General features: G+C 66.4%; 17 protein-coding genes. 14 read left to right on the top strand and 3 right to left on the bottom strand.

The window, feature by feature from the left end:
- From DSM104440_RS10810 to nadB, 3 genes are read right to left on the bottom strand one after another with little or no spacing between them, the layout of a single operon-like run.
- Window positions 1-1,644, bottom strand: coding sequence for an electron transfer flavoprotein-ubiquinone oxidoreductase (locus DSM104440_RS10810; protein ID WP_212758038.1), 1,644 nt, complete (start codon window positions 1,642-1,644; stop codon window positions 1-3).
- 8 nt (window positions 1,645-1,652) lie between these two features.
- Window positions 1,653-3,134, bottom strand: coding sequence for an NAD(P)H-hydrate dehydratase (locus tag DSM104440_RS10805; RefSeq protein ID WP_171162475.1), 1,482 nt, complete (start codon window positions 3,132-3,134; stop codon window positions 1,653-1,655).
- Window positions 3,131-4,750, bottom strand: a complete 1,620-nt coding sequence (gene nadB, locus DSM104440_RS10800; RefSeq protein WP_171162474.1) for an L-aspartate oxidase — start codon at window positions 4,748-4,750, stop codon at window positions 3,131-3,133. Before nadB ends, DSM104440_RS10805 begins: the two co-directional genes overlap by 4 nt.
- Window positions 4,751-4,977: 227 nt before the next feature.
- Here nadB and rpoE point away from each other — a divergent pair, with 227 nt between their 5' ends.
- From rpoE to nagZ, 14 genes are all read left to right on the top strand, one after another.
- A complete protein-coding gene (rpoE, locus tag DSM104440_RS10795) occupies window positions 4,978-5,577 on the top strand; it encodes an RNA polymerase sigma factor RpoE (protein WP_171165888.1) in 600 nt (199 codons plus the stop codon).
- Window positions 5,578-5,646: 69 nt separating this feature from the next.
- Window positions 5,647-6,186: a sigma-E factor negative regulatory protein gene (locus DSM104440_RS10790; RefSeq protein WP_171162472.1), complete on the top strand. Its 540-nt coding sequence runs from the start codon at window positions 5,647-5,649 to the stop codon at window positions 6,184-6,186.
- Window positions 6,183-7,148 (top strand): MucB/RseB C-terminal domain-containing protein, encoded by a 966-nt coding sequence (locus DSM104440_RS10785; RefSeq protein ID WP_171162470.1) that lies wholly within the window; start codon window positions 6,183-6,185, stop codon window positions 7,146-7,148. The genes DSM104440_RS10790 and DSM104440_RS10785 overlap by 4 nt, the downstream gene beginning before the upstream one ends.
- Window positions 7,149-7,210: 62 nt before the next feature.
- Entirely contained in the window at window positions 7,211-8,686 is a 1,476-nt protein-coding gene (locus DSM104440_RS10780) for a DegQ family serine endoprotease (protein WP_171162468.1), read from the top strand.
- A 50-nt stretch (window positions 8,687-8,736) separates the two neighbouring features.
- Window positions 8,737-8,928: a glutaredoxin family protein gene (locus tag DSM104440_RS10775; RefSeq protein WP_212758037.1), complete on the top strand. Its 192-nt coding sequence runs from the start codon at window positions 8,737-8,739 to the stop codon at window positions 8,926-8,928.
- A 67-nt stretch (window positions 8,929-8,995) separates the two neighbouring features.
- The gene (lepA, locus tag DSM104440_RS10770; RefSeq protein WP_171162464.1) at window positions 8,996-10,789 is read left to right on the top strand and encodes a translation elongation factor 4; all 1,794 of its coding nucleotides are present in this window, start codon (window positions 8,996-8,998) and stop codon (window positions 10,787-10,789) included.
- A 182-nt stretch (window positions 10,790-10,971) separates the two neighbouring features.
- On the top strand, window positions 10,972-11,790 hold the full coding sequence (lepB, locus tag DSM104440_RS10765; RefSeq protein WP_171165886.1) for a signal peptidase I: 819 nt from the start codon (window positions 10,972-10,974) through the stop codon (window positions 11,788-11,790).
- A 36-nt stretch (window positions 11,791-11,826) separates the two neighbouring features.
- Complete coding sequence (locus tag DSM104440_RS10760; protein WP_171162462.1) at window positions 11,827-12,180, top strand: DUF4845 domain-containing protein; 354 nt, start codon at window positions 11,827-11,829, stop codon at window positions 12,178-12,180.
- Entirely contained in the window at window positions 12,147-12,905 is a 759-nt protein-coding gene (rnc, locus tag DSM104440_RS10755; protein WP_171162460.1) for a ribonuclease III, read from the top strand. Before DSM104440_RS10760 ends, rnc begins: the two co-directional genes overlap by 34 nt.
- Window positions 12,902-13,792 (top strand): GTPase Era, encoded by an 891-nt coding sequence (era, locus tag DSM104440_RS10750; RefSeq protein WP_171162458.1) that lies wholly within the window; start codon window positions 12,902-12,904, stop codon window positions 13,790-13,792. Before rnc ends, era begins: the two co-directional genes overlap by 4 nt.
- On the top strand, window positions 13,792-14,547 hold the full coding sequence (gene recO / locus DSM104440_RS10745; protein WP_171162456.1) for a DNA repair protein RecO: 756 nt from the start codon (window positions 13,792-13,794) through the stop codon (window positions 14,545-14,547). Before era ends, recO begins: the two co-directional genes overlap by 1 nt.
- On the top strand, window positions 14,544-15,287 hold the full coding sequence (locus DSM104440_RS10740) for a pyridoxine 5'-phosphate synthase (protein WP_171162454.1): 744 nt from the start codon (window positions 14,544-14,546) through the stop codon (window positions 15,285-15,287). Before recO ends, DSM104440_RS10740 begins: the two co-directional genes overlap by 4 nt.
- Window positions 15,284-15,670, top strand: a complete 387-nt coding sequence (gene acpS / locus DSM104440_RS10735; RefSeq protein WP_171162452.1) for a holo-ACP synthase — start codon at window positions 15,284-15,286, stop codon at window positions 15,668-15,670. The genes DSM104440_RS10740 and acpS overlap by 4 nt, the downstream gene beginning before the upstream one ends.
- Window positions 15,667-16,692: a beta-N-acetylhexosaminidase gene (gene nagZ / locus DSM104440_RS10730; RefSeq protein ID WP_212758036.1), complete on the top strand. Its 1,026-nt coding sequence runs from the start codon at window positions 15,667-15,669 to the stop codon at window positions 16,690-16,692. Before acpS ends, nagZ begins: the two co-directional genes overlap by 4 nt.
- The last annotated feature ends 5 nt before the right edge of the window (window positions 16,693-16,697 follow it).

Raw genomic sequence — 16,697 nt, 5'->3', positions numbered from 1 at the left:
TTACATGTTGGGGTAGTTCGGCCCTCCGCCACCCTCGGGCGTGACCCAGACGATGTTCTGCCGGGGATCCTTGATGTCGCAGGTCTTGCAGTGCACGCAGTTCTGCGCGTTGATCTGCAACCGGGGCGTGCCGCCTTCCGTGACGATTTCGTACACCCCTGCAGGACAGTAGCGCGTCTCGGGGGCGTCGTAAACCGCCAGGTTTACTTCGATCGGGATGCGCGGGTCCTTCAGGGTGAGGTGGGCGGGCTGGTCCTCCTCGTGGTTCGTATTGGACACGAAGACCGATGACAACCGATCGAACGTCAGCACCCCGTCGGGTTTGGGGTAGGTGATGGGGGTCGCGGACGCCTTCGGGACGAGGGTCTCGTGGTCGGCGAGGTGGTGGGACAGCGTCCACGGTGCCTTGCCCCGGAAGACGACCTGGTCGATCCCGACCATGAGGGTGCCCACGTACAGTCCCTTCACCATCCAGGGTTTGAAATTGCGCGCGCGGTGCAGTTCCCCATGGAGCCAGCTCGCGCGGAAGGCGTCGGGATAGGACGACAGCTCGTCGTTCGCGCGGGACGCCGACAGGGCCGCGAAGGCCGATTCCGCGGCGAGCATTCCGGACTTGATGGCCGCGTGGGTTCCCTTGATGCGGGATGCGTTGAGGAATCCCGCGTCGTCGCCGACGAGGGCCCCACCCGGGAACGTGAGCTTGGGCAGCGATTGCAGTCCGCCGGCGGCAATGGCGCGGGCGCCATAGGAGATGCGCCGTCCGCCTTCGAAGAAGCCGCGGATCGCCGGGTGCGTCTTGTAGCGCTGGAATTCCTCGAACGGGTGCAGGTACGGGTTGGTGTAGCCAAGGCCCACCACGAAGCCCACCGCCACCTGGTTGTTCTCGAGGTGGTAGAGGAATGAGCCGCCGTAGGTATCGCTCTCGAGCGGCCAGCCCGCGGTGTGCACGACGAGGCCGGGCACGTGCTTCTCGGGCTTCACTTCCCACAGTTCCTTGAGGCCGATGCCGTAGACCTGCGGGCCCACGCCGTCGCGCAGCCTGAAGCGCGCTTCGAGTTGCCGGCCGAGGTTGCCGCGGCAGCCTTCGGCGAACACGGTGTACTTCGCGTGCAGCTCCATGCCCTGGGCATAGCGTGCGGTCTTCTCTCCGTGCTTGCCGATGCCCATGTCGCCCGTCGCGACACCGCGCACGCTGCCGTCTTCCGCATAGAGGACTTCGGCCGCGGCGAATCCCGGATAGATCTCCACACCCAGGGCTTCCGCCTGCGTGCCCAGCCAGCGGCAGAGGTTGCCGAGGCTCGCGGTGTAGCAGCCGTGGTTGGTGAAGCAGGCCGGGAGCATCCAGTTGGGCGTCCGGTACGAGCTTTTGTCGGTGAGGAAGAGGAAGCGATCCTCGGTCACCGGCTGGTTGAGCGGAGCGCCGTCTTCCTTCCACTTCGGGAGCAACTCCGTCAGTGCGCGTGGATCGATCACCGCGCCCGAGAGGATGTGCGCGCCGACCTCGGAGCCTTTCTCGACCACGCACACGCTGAAGTCCTTGCCCTGCTCGGCGCAGAGCTGCTTCAGGCGGATCGCGGTCGCCAGGCCCGAGGGACCCGCGCCCACGACGACGACATCGAATTCCATTGCTTCGCGTTCGGCCATGGCTTTACCTAGGAGACTTGAATCCAGTCGTTGAGCACGCGGCGGGCCGCGAGAATGACGTCCGTGGCGGTGAGGCCGGTCGGGCCCGTGCCCTGCGCGACACAGGCGTCGGCGGCGGCGCCGTGCAGGCACACCGCGTAGGCGAGGGCGCGTCCGGGCGCGAGGCCCTGGCAGAGCATCGCACCGATGAGGCCGGCGAGTGCGTCGCCCGTGCCTCCGCTCGCGAGGCCGGGGTTGCCGGTCGCGTTGATGCTCCATTCGCCGTGGGGTGTTGCGCAGACGCTGCCCGCGCCTTTGACGACGACGTGGGCGTTGTATTTCTTCGCGAGCGCCACCGCGGCGCCGATGCGGTCACGTTGCACTTCGGCGATGGTCGAGCGCAGCAGGCGCGCGGCTTCTCCTGGGTGCGGCGTGAGGATCGCGGGAAGCGTGCGAGCCTGGAGTGAAGCCTGGAGGGCGTCCTGCACGGCGATCGCATTGAGCGCGTCGGCATCGAGCACGATCGGTTTTTCCATCTCGATGATCGTGGGCAGCGTCGAGCGCTCGAACGTCGAGCGCGACGTGGCGCTGGGCGAGAGGCCCGCGCCCGGTCCGGCGACGATCACATCGGCTTCGAGCGTGTCATCGACGCTGCGCAGCATGAGTTCGGGCGCGCCCGGGTCGTAGGCGAGCGTTTCGGCGAGCAATCCCACGTAGACCTTGCCGGCGCCGGCGAACAACCCGGCGCGCGCCGCGATGAGTGCCGCGCCCGCCATGCCGCGCGTGCCACCGACGACGCCGAGCGTGCGGAAGGATCCCTTGTGCGAATTGCGGGAGCGCGGCGCGAGCCAGCCCCTCAGCGCGTCCGGTGAGAGGAGGGTGCCGTGGAGTGTTTCGGCCGGCGGCGTGATGCCCAACGTGTCGACGTGGACCTGTCCCGCGTGGTCGAGGCCGTCGCCGGTGTAAAGCCCGGGCTTTGCGGCAAGAAAGGTGATCGTGTGGTCGGCGCGAACGGCGCTGCCGCGAACGGCACCGGTATTCGCATCGAGGCCGCTGGGCACATCGATCGCGAGCACGAGGGCGTTGGCATGATTGATTTGATCGACATGCGTGGCGTAGCGGCCCTGCACGTCGCGCGAGAGCCCGATGCCCAGCAACCCGTCGATGATCAGCGCCGGCTGCAGGCGCTCGGGCCATTCGCGAACGACTTCGCCACCACCCGCGACAAAGCGCGATTTTGCCGCGCGCGCTTCGGTGGCTGCCGGCTCGCCCTTGCCCGCATCGAGCACGGTGACGCGATGGAAGCTCTCGCGCAGGCGATCGGCCGCGACCCACGCATCGCCGCCATTGTTGCCTTCGCCGGCGACGACGAGGATCGCTTCGCCGGTTTCCGCCGCGAGGCCCGAGGCCAGTTCGGCGACGGCGCGGCCCGCGCGTTCCATGAGGGAAACACCGGCCGGCGCTCGCGCCTCGAGCGCGCGGATCTCGCGCGCAAGGTAGAGCGAAGTCACGGTACGAGGGCTACGCGTTGCGTGCCGCGCGTCGTGTCGGTTGGGGGCACGAGCACGGTGTTGCGTGCCTCGGGGAGCGTGTCCGGGTAGTCGCGGCTGTAGTGCAGGCCGCGGCTTTCCTTGCGCGCGAGGGCGCAGCGAACGATGAGATCCGCGGTGGCCACGAGGTTGCGCAGCTCGAGCAGGTCGTTGGTGACGCGGAACGTCGAATAGAACTCGTGGATCTCTTCCTGCAGGAGCTGGATGCGATGGCGCGCGCGCTCCAGGCGCTTGTTCGTGCGTACGATCCCGACGTAGTTCCACATGAAGCGGCGCAGCTCGTCCCACGCGTGCGCGATCACGACTTCCTCATCGGCGTCCGTCACGCGGCTCTCGTCCCAATCGGGAAGCTTCGGAATCTCGACGGGGCCTGCGGCGCTGATGTCGCTCGCGGCCGAGTCGGCGAACACCAGGCACTCGAGGAGCGAATTGGAAGCGAGTCGGTTGGCCCCATGCAATCCGGTGCACGCCACTTCGCCGAGGCCATAGAGACCGGGCAGGGTGGTGCGGCCGCGAAGATCGGTGACCAGGCCCCCGCAGGTGTAGTGCGCCGCCGGAACGACCGGAATCGGTTCCCGGGTGATGTCGATGCCGAAGTCGAGGCAGCGCTGGAGGATGTTGGGAAAATGCTCGCGGAGGAACTCGGCCGGAAGATGCGTGACGTCCAGATGCACGCAATCGAGGCCATGGCGCTTGATCTCGAAGTCGATCGCGCGCGCGACGATGTCGCGGGGCGCGAGTTCCGCGCGTGGATCGTGCCGCGGCATGAAGCGCTCGCCGTTCGGAAGCTTGAGCAATCCGCCTTCGCCGCGCACCGCCTCGGAAATAAGGAACGATTTCGCGTGCGGATGGTAAAGGCACGTCGGATGGAACTGGATGAACTCCATGTTCGCGACGTGGCAGCCCGCGCGCCAGCCCATCGCCACGCCGTCGCCGCTCGCCGTGTCCGGGTTGGTCGTATAGATGTAGACCTTGCCCGCGCCGCCCGTGGCAAGAATCGTGTGGCGCGCGCCGATCGTCTTCACGCGGCCCGCCTGGCGGTCCAGGACGTACGCGCCCCACACCCGGTCGGGAATTCCCGTGCCAAGTCGGCGGCCCGAAATTAAATCGACGGCGATGTGATGTTGCAGCACTTCGATGTTCGGATGCTGTCGAACCCTTCCAACCAGCGTGGTTTGCACCGCGCTGCCCGTGGCGTCGGCGGCATGCACGATGCGGCGGTGGCTGTGGCCACCTTCGCGCGTGAGATGCAGGCCTTCTTCGCCGCCGTCTTCACGCGTGAAAGGAACGCCTTGCGAGACCAGCCATTCGACCGCCCTGCGGCCGCGCTCCACCACGAAGCGCACCGCGGCGTCGTCGCAGAGTCCCGCACCCGCCACGTGCGTGTCGCGCGCGTGATCATCGAGCGAATCCGCGCCGTCGAGCACTGCGGCAATGCCGCCCTGCGCCCAGGACGAAGCGCCATCGAGCAGTTCCTGCTTGGTGACAAGTGCAACCTTGAAATGCGGGGCGAGCTTCAGCGCGGCCGAGAGACCGGCCAGCCCGCTGCCGATGATGAGGACGTCGTATCGGGACACGTCAGGAACGCCGGAGGTGGGGGAAAGACCCCATGCTTCGAGGAACTATTTGCAAGGCACCCCGTCTATTGGCCATGTCAGTTGCGGAAGGCGCCGCCAAAGGAATGAAAAGGCTAGGCTTTATACTACCGCAGCAGGCCTCCAAGCCGTTCGTGGCGAGCCCTGACGCGCATGCCCTGACGGGTGGCGTGACCATACCGAACAGGACAACGCAAAATCAGGGCGGGATGAGCGATCGTGAAATCGACCAACTGCTGGTCGAACGCGCACAGCGAGGCGAAAAGAAGGCTTTCGAGATGCTGGTGGTCAAGTACCAGCGCAAGCTCGAGCGCCTGCTCGCGCGCATTATTCGCGATCCGGCTGAGATCCAGGACGTCGCGCAGGAAGCCTTCATCAAGGCCTATCGTGCCTTGCCGAACTTCCGGGGCGACAGCGCGTTCTATACCTGGCTTTACCGGATCGGCATCAACACCGCGAAGAACTACCTGATCGCGCTGGGTCGCAGGGCACCGACGTCGACCGAGTTCGACAGTGAAGAGGCGGAAGGATTCGACGACGCGGCAGGCCTCAGGGACATCAACACCCCCGAAAGCCAGCTCGCGACGAAACAGATTGCGCAGACAGTGAACGATGCGATCGATGCGTTGCCCGAGGAGCTTCGGACGGCCATCACCCTTCGGGAAATCGAGGGATTGTCCTACGAGGAAATCGCGCAGATCATGAATTGCCCGATCGGAACGGTTCGGTCGCGCATTTTCCGGGCGCGGGAGGCGGTGGCGGAAAAGCTGCGCCCCCAGCTCGGAACGAGCAAGGATCAACGCTGGTGAACAAACAGTAAGCAGGCAAAACGATAATTAAACGGCAGCAGGGCGGCATACGCAGGACAGGAGCGGCACATGAAGCAGAACATTTCGAACTTGATGGACGGCGAGCTGGAATCCCACGAATCCGGGCAAGCCATCCAGGCGTGTTGCAAGGATCCGGACGCGATGCGCGTCTGGGATGAATACCATTTGATCGGCGACGTGATGCGCGGGGATGTACCGCGTGCGCTGCCGTTCACGGGCCGGGTCATATCCGACCTTTCCAAGGAGCCTACGGTGCTCGCGCCCCGGCGCCTGCCGCCGATGGCCAATATCGTGCGCATCAGCCTCGCGGCTGCCGCCTCGGTCGCGACTATTGGCGTCGTGGGCTGGATCGGCTTCCAGCAGGGCGGTATCGGCTCGGCGGGCCCCACCGTGGTTCGTGGCCCGGCGCCCGTCCAGGGCAGCCTCGCCACGGTCGCCGTGAATGAGCCGACGGCAGCGGTCGCGACCAAGGCTGCGGCCACGGGCGCGGTCGTGCAGCCGGCCCCGGACATCCACGACTACCTCGTGGCCCATCGCCAGACCCCGTCTGCCGAGTTCTACCGGCCGGTCGCCGCCAAGGGCCCATGAAGCCGCGACACCTGCTGATCACCCTGGCGGTCGCGGGGTCCCTTCCCGCGATTGCCGCCGACCCGAACACCGATCCCCTCGCGTGGCTGCAGCGGGCCGCCACGGCGGCCAAGTCGAGCACGTATTCGGGCACCTTCGTCCACACGAGCGGCGAGCGCACCCAGACCATGCGGGTCACGCACGTCGTGGTGGGCGGCGATGAGCACGAGCGCATCCAGTCCCTCGACGGTCCGCCCCAGGAGATCGTGCGGCGCAACGACGAGATGTTCTGCTACCTGCCCGACGCCAAGACCGTGCGCCTTGACCGTCGTGTCACCGCGCGATTCTTCCCGTCGATCTTCCGCGCGGCCCCTGAAGCCATCGCGCAGAACTACGACCTCAAGCTCGGCAAGGTCGAGCGCGTCATCGGGTACGAGTGCCAATGGATCCGCCTGGAACCGCGCGATGCGCTGCGCTTCGCCCAGCGCCTGTGCGCGGAGCTCGCCTCGGGCCTCCTGATGCGCGCCAAGACGCTCAACGAGAAGAACCAGGTCATCGAACAGTTCACCTTCACCGAGCTCAAGCTCGGTCCCCAAGTGGCGCGCAGCGACGTGCGCTCCACCTTCTCGGCCCAGATCCGCCAGTGGACGACCGACAAGAGGCCGCTCGAGGAAGCCAAGGGAGCCGATACCGGATGGATGGTCGCCAACCCCCCGGCGGGCTATCGGCAGGTCTCCGAGATGCGCCGCACGTTCCCCGGGCGGGAGCAGCCGGTCTCGCAGATCGTCCTGACCGACGGCCTGGCCAGCATGAGCGTCTTCGTGGAGCCGGCCAACGGCGCGGTGCGGCCCGAGGCGAGCAGCGAGGACGGCACGACCAGCTACTACGTGCGCCCCTCGGGCGACCAGGTCATCACGGTGCTCGGCGAGGTTCCCGCGGCCGCCGTGCAGCAGGCCGGCCGGGGCGTCCAGCGCCGGCCCTGAGTTGATTTACCCCGTTCTACCCCCACCTAGTTCGACGGCAATCCGATAACAGGAAATCTCCCATGACGCACAAACTCCATTCGTTTTTCATGGCATTCGGCCTCATGCTGGGCCTGGCCGCGAGCGGCGTCTCGCAGGCGCAGCAACTGCCCGACTTCGCGGACCTGGTCGAGAAATACGGCCCCGCGGTCGTGAACATCAGCACTTCGGGGCGCCGCAGCCAGGCGCAGCTTCCCCCGGGGCTGAGCGAGGACGATCCCTTCTACGAATTCTTCCGCCGGTTCATTCCGCCGGACCAGCGCCCCGGCCCCGAGGGCCAGGGCCGCAATCCGCGCCAGCCGCAGCAGCCGGGCCAGCCCGCGCAGCCGCGCGGTCCGCTTCGCCCCTTCGGCGTCGGATCGGGCTTCATCATCTCGGCCGACGGCCACATCGTCACCAACGCCCACGTGATCGAGAACGCGGATGAAATCCTCGTTCGCTTCACCGACAAGCGCGAGCTCAAGGCCAAGGTGATCGGCGTCGACAAGCGCAGCGACGTTGCCGTGATCAAGGTCGAGGCGTCGGGCCTGCCGGTCGTGAAGCTCGGCAAGTCCGACAAGACCCGCGTGGGTGAATGGGTGGTCGCGATCGGCTCGCCGTTCGGCTTCGCCAACACCGTCACCGCGGGCATCGTGAGCGCAACGGCTCGCGAGAACCTCTCGGACCAGAACAGCGATGCCGTGCCGTTCATCCAGACCGACGTCGCCGTGAACCCGGGCAACTCGGGCGGTCCGCTGATGAACCTCAAGGGTGAGGTGATCGGCATCAATTCGCAGATCTTCTCGCGCACCGGCAGCTTCGCGGGCATCTCGTTCGCGATTCCCATCGACTTCGCGATGAACGTCGCCACGCAGCTGCAGTCGACGGGCAAGGTGGTCCGCGGCCGCATTGGCGTGCAGATCCAGACCGTCACGAAGGATGTCGCCGAGAGCCTGAGCCTCGCCAAGGCGCAGGGCGCTTCGGTGCAGGCGATCGAGAAGGATTCGCCGGCGGCCAAGGCCGGCCTCGAGGTGGGTGACATCGTCCTCAAGGTCGACAACAAGGTGATCGACGGTTCCCCGGATCTCTCGCGCTACATCCGCCAGGTGAAGCCCGGCACGAAGGTCACGATGAACGTCTGGCGCGCCGGCAAGCCGCGCGACGTCGTCGTCACCGTGGGCGAGCTGCAGGAAGAGGGCGCCGTGAAGACCGCCGCCGCGACCACCAAGCCGGAAGTGAAGACCGGAAAGCTCGGTGTCGCCGTGAGCGAACTCAGCCCCGAGCAGAAGAAGAAGCTCAAGATCACCGTCGGTGTCGCGATCGATGCCTCGGATGGGAACGCGCTCGCCGCGGGCCTGCAGCCGGGGGACGCGATCGTGCGCGTGAACAACACGGAAATCACGAGCGTGAAGATGTTCAACGAGACCGTGGCCAAGCTCGACGCGAAGAAGGCCGTGGCCATCCTCGTGAAGGACGAGAACGGCAGCCGGCTGATCACGTATCGGCCGGACGAGGGTTGAAGCCCAAGCTGACAGTTCTCTCTCGGGAGTACTGCCACCTGTGTCATGAAATGATCGCGGCCCTGCAGCAGTTGCAGGGCCGCTTTTCATTCGAAGTGGAAGTCGTCGACGTGGACCGCCACCCGGCGCTCGAGGCGAAGTGGGGCGACAAGGTCCCGGTGCTCCTGGACGGCGAAATCGAGATCTGCCACTACCACCTCAACGTGGAAGCGCTGGATGCAAGGCTCGCCCGGATGAAGTAGAATGTTGCACTGCAAAAGGCCACGAACCCGTGGCCTTTTGCGCGTTTCACGGGCTCACGCACGCACCATGGATCACATCCGCAACTTCTCCATCATCGCGCACATCGACCACGGCAAATCGACCCTGGCCGACCGCATCATCGAGCGCACCGGCGGCCTTTCCTCGCGGGAGATGGAGTCGCAGGTCCTCGATTCGATGGACCTCGAGCGCGAGCGTGGCATCACGATCAAGGCCCAGACCGCCGCGCTCAGCTACAAGGCCCGCGACGGCCGCGAATACCGCCTGAACCTCATCGATACCCCGGGCCACGTGGACTTCTCCTACGAAGTCTCGCGTTCGCTTTCCGCATGCGAAGGCGCGCTGCTCGTCGTGGACGCTTCGCAGGGCGTGGAAGCCCAGACCGTGGCCAACTGCTACACGGCCACCGAGCTCGGCGTGGATGTGGTGCCGGTCCTGAACAAGATCGATCTTCCGTCCGCGCAGCCCGACCGCGTGATCCAGGAGATCGAGGAAGTGATCGGCATCGATGCCACCGACGCCGTCTTCTGCAGCGCCAAGACGGGCGAGGGCGTGGACGACGTGATCGAGGCCGTGATCGCGCGCATCCCCCCGCCGAAGGGCGATCCCACGGGCCCGCTGAAGGCCCTCATCATCGATTCGTGGTTCGACAACTACGTGGGCGTGGTCATCCTCGTGCGCGTGGTCGACGGCGAACTGAAGCCGAAAGACAACATCCTGCTGATGGCCACGGGCGCCAAGCACCTAGTCGAGCAGGTCGGCGTCTTCACGCCGAAGTCCCTGCAGCGAGACAGCCTCGGCGCGGGCGAGGTGGGCTTCATCATCGCCGGCATCAAGGAACTGAAGGACGCGAAGGTGGGCGACACCGTCACCACCGTCGAGCGCATGGCGGCCGCACCGCTGCCGGGCTTCAAGGAAATCCAGCCCCAGGTGTTCGCGGGCCTCTACCCGGTGGAGTCGAACCGCTACGAGGCGCTGCGCGACGCGCTGCAGAAGCTGCAGCTGAACGACTCGAGCCTGCGCTACGAGCCCGAGACCTCGCAGGCCCTGGGGTTCGGTTTCCGCTGCGGCTTCCTCGGCCTGCTGCACATGGACATCGTGCAGGAGCGCCTCGAGCGCGAGTACGACATGGAGCTCATCACCACGGCCCCGACCGTGGTGTACCAGCTCGCGCTGCGCGACGGCACCGTGATCGAGATCGACAACCCGTCGAAGCTGCCCGACGCGTCGTTCATCGAGGAGATCCGCGAGCCCATCATTCGCGCCACGATCATCATGCCCAACGAGTACGTGGGCCCGGTCATCACGCTGTGCGAAATCAAGCGCGGCACGCAGGTGAACATGCAGTACGCGGGGCGCCAGGTGATCCTCACGTACGACATGCCGTTGAACGAGATCGTGATGGATTTCTTCGACAAGCTGAAGAGCAACTCGCGCGGCTACGCCTCGCTCGACTACGAGTTCCGCAAGTTCCGCGCCGGCGACCTCGTGAAGCTCGACATCCTGATCAACGGCGACAAGGTCGATGCGCTTTCGCTGATCGTGCACCGCGAGACCGCCCGGTACCGCGGCCGCGAGCTCGCCTCGCGCATGCGCACGCTCATCCCGCGCCAGATGTTCGACGTCGCCGTGCAGGCCGCGATCGGCTCGGACGTGGTCGCGCGCGAGAACATCAAGGCCATGCGCAAGAACGTCCTCGCCAAGTGCTACGGCGGCGACATCTCGCGCAAGCGGAAGCTGCTCGAGAAGCAGAAGGCCGGCAAGAAGCGCATGAAGCAGGTCGGCAACGTGGAAATTCCGCAGGAGGCCTTCCTGGCCATCCTGCAGGTTGAGAGCAAGTAGCTCGTGGAGAGCCATTGATGCCCCAAGCAGGACTCGACTGGGAATTGATCGCCATGATCGCCGCCGCAGCCAGCACGGCGATCATCCTCTGGGACTTCGTGCTCGTGCGCGGCGGGAGTGTCCGCACCGATACGCGCAAGGGCATCCTCGAAGTGGCCTGGCCGGTGCTGTTCATCGCCGCCATGGGCCTGTTGCTCAAGGTCACGGATTTCGCCGCCGTCCTGCTGCTCGCGGCGGTGATCACGGGCCTCATCTGGCTGTGGTGGGCGCGTTGGGCGCGCCCGCGGCGCGGCGCGGATGCCGCCGAGCCGATCGTCGTCGACATGGCGCGCGCGTTCTTCCCGGTGATCCTCGTGGTCTTCGTGATCCGCTCGTTCTGGGTCGAGCCGTTCAAGATTCCCTCGGGTTCGATGAAGCCCACGCTGCTCGTGGGCGACTTCATCCTCGTGAACAAGTACACCTACGGCATTCGCCTGCCGGTCATCAACAAGAAGGTGATCGACATCGGCGACGTGAAGCGCGGCGACGTCGTCGTGTTCCGCTACCCCGTCGATCCTTCGGTCGACTACATCAAGCGCGTCGTCGGGATCCCGGGCGACAAGATCGCCTATCGCGGCAAGCGTCTCTCGGTCAACGGCCAGGCCGTGCCGGTGCAGACGACGGGCTACTACACCGACGCGGAGCTCAACTACACGCGCCTGCCCACGTTCCTCGAGAAGCTCGGCGAGAAGAGCCACCGCATGATGGTGATCGCCTCGCAGCCGGTGGTGAACCTCGGTGAGGTCCGGCAGTTTTCCCACCGTGACAATTGCGAATACAATGACGACGGTTTCACGTGCACGGTGCCCGCGGGTCACTACTTCATGATGGGCGACAACCGCGACCAGAGCAGCGACAGCCGCTACTGGGGCTTCGTGCCCGATGACCACATCAAGGGCCGCGCTTTCCTGGTGTGGATGAACTTCGGCAACTTCAAGCGCATCTTCGACAGCATCGAATGATGCGTCCGGTGCGCGGCAGGATCAGGGGAGGCATAAATGCATAAGCAGCGCGGCATCACACTGACGGGCGCGATCCTTGGGATGATCGTGCTCGCCTTCTTTGGCCTCTTCGCGGCCAAGCTCACGCCGGCCTACATCGACTTCTTCGCCGTGAAGAAGATGCTCAACGCGATGGAAGCGCAGGGCGACACCAAGGGCACCGTGCGCGACATCCGCGTTTCCTTCGACCGACGCAACTCGATCGAAGGCGTGCAGGCGGTGCGGGGCGAGGACCTCGAGATCACGAAGGAAGGCGGCGAAGCCGTGATCACCGCCAATTGGAGCGTTCGCATTTCGATGATCTACAACCTGAACGCGTGCCTCGACTTCACGGCGACCACCGCGAAGTAAGCCCCGAGCCGCCGGAGGTCGCCGCACTCGAGCGAGCGCTCGGCCACCGGTTCGGCGATGCGGCGCTCGCCATCCGGGCGCTGACCCACCGCAGCTTCGGTTCGCCCAACAACGAGCGTCTCGAGTTCCTGGGCGACAGCCTGCTCAACTGCGCGGTCGCAACCCTTCTCTACGAACGTTATCCCCAGTTGCCCGAGGGCGATCTCTCGCGGCTGCGCGCGCAGCTCGTGAACCAGGGCTCGCTCTTCGAAGCGGCGCAGCGCCTGGGCCTGGGCGATTGCCTGCGACTGGGCGAGGGCGAGCTGAAGAGCGGCGGGTTTCGCCGTCCGTCCATCCTCGCCGACGCGCTCGAGGCGCTTCTTGGCGCGATCTTCCTCGATGCGGGCTTCGAAGCGGTGCGCGCCGCGGTTGCCCGCCTCATGGAACCGGCGCTCGCCGCCGCCGACCAGAAGCCCGTGCACAAGGATCCCAAGACCGCATTGCAGGAGCACCTGCAGGGGCGCAAGCTTCCCCTGCCGCGCTACACGGTGCAGGTGATCGAAGGCGAGGCCCACGACCAGGCTTTCACGGTCGAATGCCGCGTCGATGACCTTTCGCTCGCGGGCACCGGCAAGGGTCCGAGCCGACGCGCCGCCGAGCAGGCCGCGGCCGCCGAGGTCCTCACGTTGATCGAGCAGCAGGTGCAGGAAAAGCGCGAAGCAAAATCCACAGGAAAGAAGAAATGAGCGCCAAGGAATTCCGCACCGGTACCGTGGCGATCGTCGGCCGCCCCAACGTCGGCAAGTCGACGCTGCTCAACAAGTTCGTGGGAATGCACGTCGCGATCACCTCGCGCAAGGCGCAGACCACGCGCCATCGCATCCACGGCATCCTCACCGACGCGCAGTCGCAGTTCATCTTCGTCGACACGCCCGGGTTCCAGAAGCAGCACGCGAGCGGCTTGAACCGCGTGTTGAATCGCACCGTGACCCAGGTCGCGTCCGAAGTGGACGTCATCGTCTTCGTGGTCGAGGCGTGGAAGCCCGACGAGCGCGACGAGCCCGTGCTGAGCCTCCTGCCCGACGAGGTGCCGGTGATTCTCGCGCTGAACAAGGTCGATCGCATCCGCGACAAGGCGAAGTTCGCGCAGGTGCTTGCCGAATGGAATGCGCGCCGCGATTTCGCGGCACTCGTTCCGGTGAGCGCGGAGAAGGGCACGCAGGTGAAGGCGCTGCTCGATGAGATCCGCCGGTTCCTGCCCGTCGCACCGCCCGTCTACGAAGCCGACGAGTTCACCGACAAGTCCGAGCGCTTCATGGCCGGCGAGTTCGTGCGCGAGCGCCTGTTCCGGTTGCTGGGCGAGGAGCTGCCGTATTCGACCGCCGTCGTGATCGAGAACTTCGAGCAGGAGGGCAACCTCCGGCGCATCGCCGCGACGATCTACGTGGACAAGCCCAACCAGAAGGCGATCGTGATCGGCGAAGGCGGCCAGAGCTTGAAGCGCATCGGCACCGAGGCGCGCCACGCGATGGAAGGGATGTTCGGCGGCAAGGTGCACCTCGAGCTGTGGGTGCGCGTGAAGAGCGGCTGGGCGGACAACGAGGCGATGCTGCGCCAATTCGGCTACGAGTGATGGACCGCGGCTACGTCCTGCACAGCTACCCGTACCGGGAAACCAGCCTCATCCTGCAAGTGTGGACCGAGGCGCATGGGCGCCTGGGCCTCGTCGCCAAGGGCGCGCGTCGCCCGAAGTCCGCCAACCGCAGCCTGCTCGTTCCCTTCCAGCCGTTGTCGCTCGACTGGTTCGGGCGCGGCGAGCTGAAGACCCTCAAGACCGCGGAGCCGGGCGGGCCGGGCCTGCCGCTTGCCGGCGCCGCGTTGCTCGCCGCCTTCTACCTCAATGAGCTTCTGCTCAAGCTCACCCATCGCGACGATCCGCACGAGGCGCTGTTTGCCGCGTACGACGACGCCATTTCCGCGCTGCGCGAGCTTTCGAAGGGTGCGGCCCGCTCCACGCGCCTCGCCCCCGAAGCCGTCGAGCCGGTGCTGCGGCGCTTCGAGGTGCGGATGCTCCGCGAGCTCGGCTATGCGCTCGAGCTTGCACGGGAGGCCGGTACCCACGAGCCCATCGTCGCCGAACGCGAGTACCACTACCTCGTGGAAAGGGGGCCGGTTCCGGCGCCCGAGGGGCGGGAGCCGGGGGCGAATGCGGTAAGATTGCGCGGACTCACGCTTCAACATTTGGAGCGCGGCCAGTTCGACGACCCCGCGACCTGCGCGCAAGCGAAGCACCTCATGCGCCTCATCATCAACCACTTCCTGGACGGCGAAGAGCTCGCCACGCGAAGCCTCGTCCGAGACCTGCAACGCATCGGAGAAGGCGCTTGATCGAGCTCGGCGTCAACATCGACCACATCGCGACGATCCGCCAGGCGCGGCGCACGTACGAGCCCGACCCCGTGTGGGCGGCCGTGGAAGCCCACCTGGGCGGCGCGGATGGCATCACCGTGCATCTTCGCGAGGACCGCCGCCACATCCAGGACGAAGACGTTCGGCGCCTGCGCGAGCTCACGCACATCAAGCTCAATTTCGAGATGGGCGCGACCGACGAGATGGTCGCGATCGCCACGCGCATCAAGCCCGAGATGGCGATGCTCGTGCCCGAAGGCCGCGAGGAGGTCACCACCGAAGGCGGCCTCGACATCGTCTCGCAGGAAAAGCGCGTGAAGAAGCAGGTCGACAAGCTCGCCAAGGCGGGCATCGTCGTGAGCGTGTTCATCGACGCCGATCCCAAGCAGGTCGCCGCGGCTGAACGCGTCGGCGCGCGCGTCTGCGAGATCCACACCGGTCCCTATGCGCACGCGTTCCATTCGAAGGGACGCGACACCGAGAGCCCCGCGGTGGTGAAGGAGCTCGAGAAGATCCGCAAGGCGGGCGAAGCGATCCGCAAGGCGGGCATGCGCTTCAACGCGGGCCACGCGCTCAACTATTTCAACGTTCAGCCCGTCGCCGCGCTCCCGGGCATCCGCGAGCTGCACATCGGGCATGCCATCGTGAGCCGCGCCGTGTTCGTCGGCATGCGCGAAGCGGTGCGCGAGATGAAGGCCCTGATGCGGGAGGCCAAGTGATCCAGGGCCTGGGCACCGACGTGGTCTCGATCGATCGCATCGCGAAGGCGCTCGACCGCTTCGGCGCGCGCTTCGTGAACCGCATCCTCGCGCCCGAAGAGCGGCCGCGCTACGAGCGCACGCTCAAGAAGGCGAGCCACCTCGCCAAGCGCTTCGCGGCGAAGGAAGCTTTCGCCAAGGCGATCGGCACGGGCATCCGCACGCCGTTCACCTGGCATTCGGTGGCTGTCGGGCGCGATCCCAGCGGCAAGCCCAACCTGCAGCCCAACGCCGGCATGGCCCGCTACCTTGCGGGACGCGGCGTGACGGCGTCCCATGTCACGCTGACCGACGACGCGGGTGTCGCGGTCGCAACCGTCATCCTGGAAGGGGAGAAGTCGTGAAGCTTGGTCCGGTCATGGTGGACGTCGCGGGCCTCGAGCTGACGCCCGACGACATCGAGCGCCTGCAGCATCCGCAGGTCGGTGGCGTCATCCTCTTCGCGCGCAATTTCGCAGCCCCGCTGCAACTGATCCAGCTCACGCACTCGATCCGCGAGCTGCGCAAGCCTTCGCTCTTGATCGCGGTCGACCATGAAGGCGGCCGCGTGCAGCGCTTCAAGCACGGTTTCACGGCGATCCCCGCGATGCGCCAGCTCGGCCAGCTCTGGGACCACGATCCGGCGCAGGCGCTCGCCGCCGCGCGCGGCTGCGGCTTCGTGATGGGCAGCGAGCTCCAGGCGCATGGCGTCGATTTCACATTTGCTCCGGTGCTCGATGCGGACCATGGCGAATCGGCCGTGATCGGCGATCGCGCGCTGCACCGGGATCCGAACGTCATCGCGGTGCTGGCCGAGGCGCTGCAAGCGGGCCTGCAGGCCGCGGGCATGGCGAGCGTGGGCAAGCATTTCCCGGGGCACGGCTTCGTGCAGGCCGACTCGCACCTGGAGGTGCCCACCGACTCGCGCACGATGTCGGAGATCGCGCACAGCGATCTCATTCCCTTCCAGCGCCTCGCGCGCTCGGGCATGGGCGGGATGATGCCCGCGCATGTCATCTACACGAAGATCGATTCCAAGCCGGCGGGTTTTTCGAGCGTGTGGCTGCAGAAGATCCTGCGCGAGAAGTTGGGCTTCGAAGGCCTCATCTTCTCGGACGATCTCGCGATGGAGGGAGCGAGCACCGCGGGGGGCATGGTGGCGCGCGCGAATGCAGCGCTCAACGCCGGCTGCGACATGGTCCTCATCTGCAACGATCCCCGAGCGCAGGACACACTGCTCGAAGGTCTCGAGCGGCGCCCGGTTGCGCCCACGCTCGTGCGTCGCCTCGACCGCATGCGCGGCAAGGCCATTTCCACCGCCGCGCTCAAGGCGAGCGCGGCCTACCTGGCGGCGGCCGAGAACCTCGCGCGCGTGCGCCAAGGCTGAAGGCC

This window comes from Usitatibacter palustris (assembly GCF_013003985.1).
GTDB classification, from domain to species: Bacteria; Pseudomonadota; Gammaproteobacteria; order Burkholderiales; family Usitatibacteraceae; genus Usitatibacter; species Usitatibacter palustris.
This window is presented reverse-complemented; position numbering and strand designations above follow the sequence as displayed.

Coding starts and splice junctions, on each gene's coding strand:
- DSM104440_RS10810 (WP_212758038.1), bottom strand. CDS start 1,644: ATGGCCGAACGCGAAGCAATGGAATTCGATGTCGTCGTCGTGGGCGCG.
- rpoE (WP_171165888.1), top strand. CDS start 4,978: ATGAGCGATCGTGAAATCGACCAACTGCTGGTCGAACGCGCACAGCGA.
- DSM104440_RS10790 (WP_171162472.1), top strand. CDS start 5,647: ATGAAGCAGAACATTTCGAACTTGATGGACGGCGAGCTGGAATCCCAC.
- DSM104440_RS10785 (WP_171162470.1), top strand. CDS start 6,183: ATGAAGCCGCGACACCTGCTGATCACCCTGGCGGTCGCGGGGTCCCTT.
- DSM104440_RS10780 (WP_171162468.1), top strand. CDS start 7,211: ATGACGCACAAACTCCATTCGTTTTTCATGGCATTCGGCCTCATGCTG.
- DSM104440_RS10775 (WP_212758037.1), top strand. CDS start 8,737: ATGATCGCGGCCCTGCAGCAGTTGCAGGGCCGCTTTTCATTCGAAGTG.
- lepA (WP_171162464.1), top strand. CDS start 8,996: ATGGATCACATCCGCAACTTCTCCATCATCGCGCACATCGACCACGGC.
- lepB (WP_171165886.1), top strand. CDS start 10,972: ATGGGCCTGTTGCTCAAGGTCACGGATTTCGCCGCCGTCCTGCTGCTC.
- DSM104440_RS10760 (WP_171162462.1), top strand. CDS start 11,827: ATGCATAAGCAGCGCGGCATCACACTGACGGGCGCGATCCTTGGGATG.
- era (WP_171162458.1), top strand. CDS start 12,902: ATGAGCGCCAAGGAATTCCGCACCGGTACCGTGGCGATCGTCGGCCGC.
- recO (WP_171162456.1), top strand. CDS start 13,792: ATGGACCGCGGCTACGTCCTGCACAGCTACCCGTACCGGGAAACCAGC.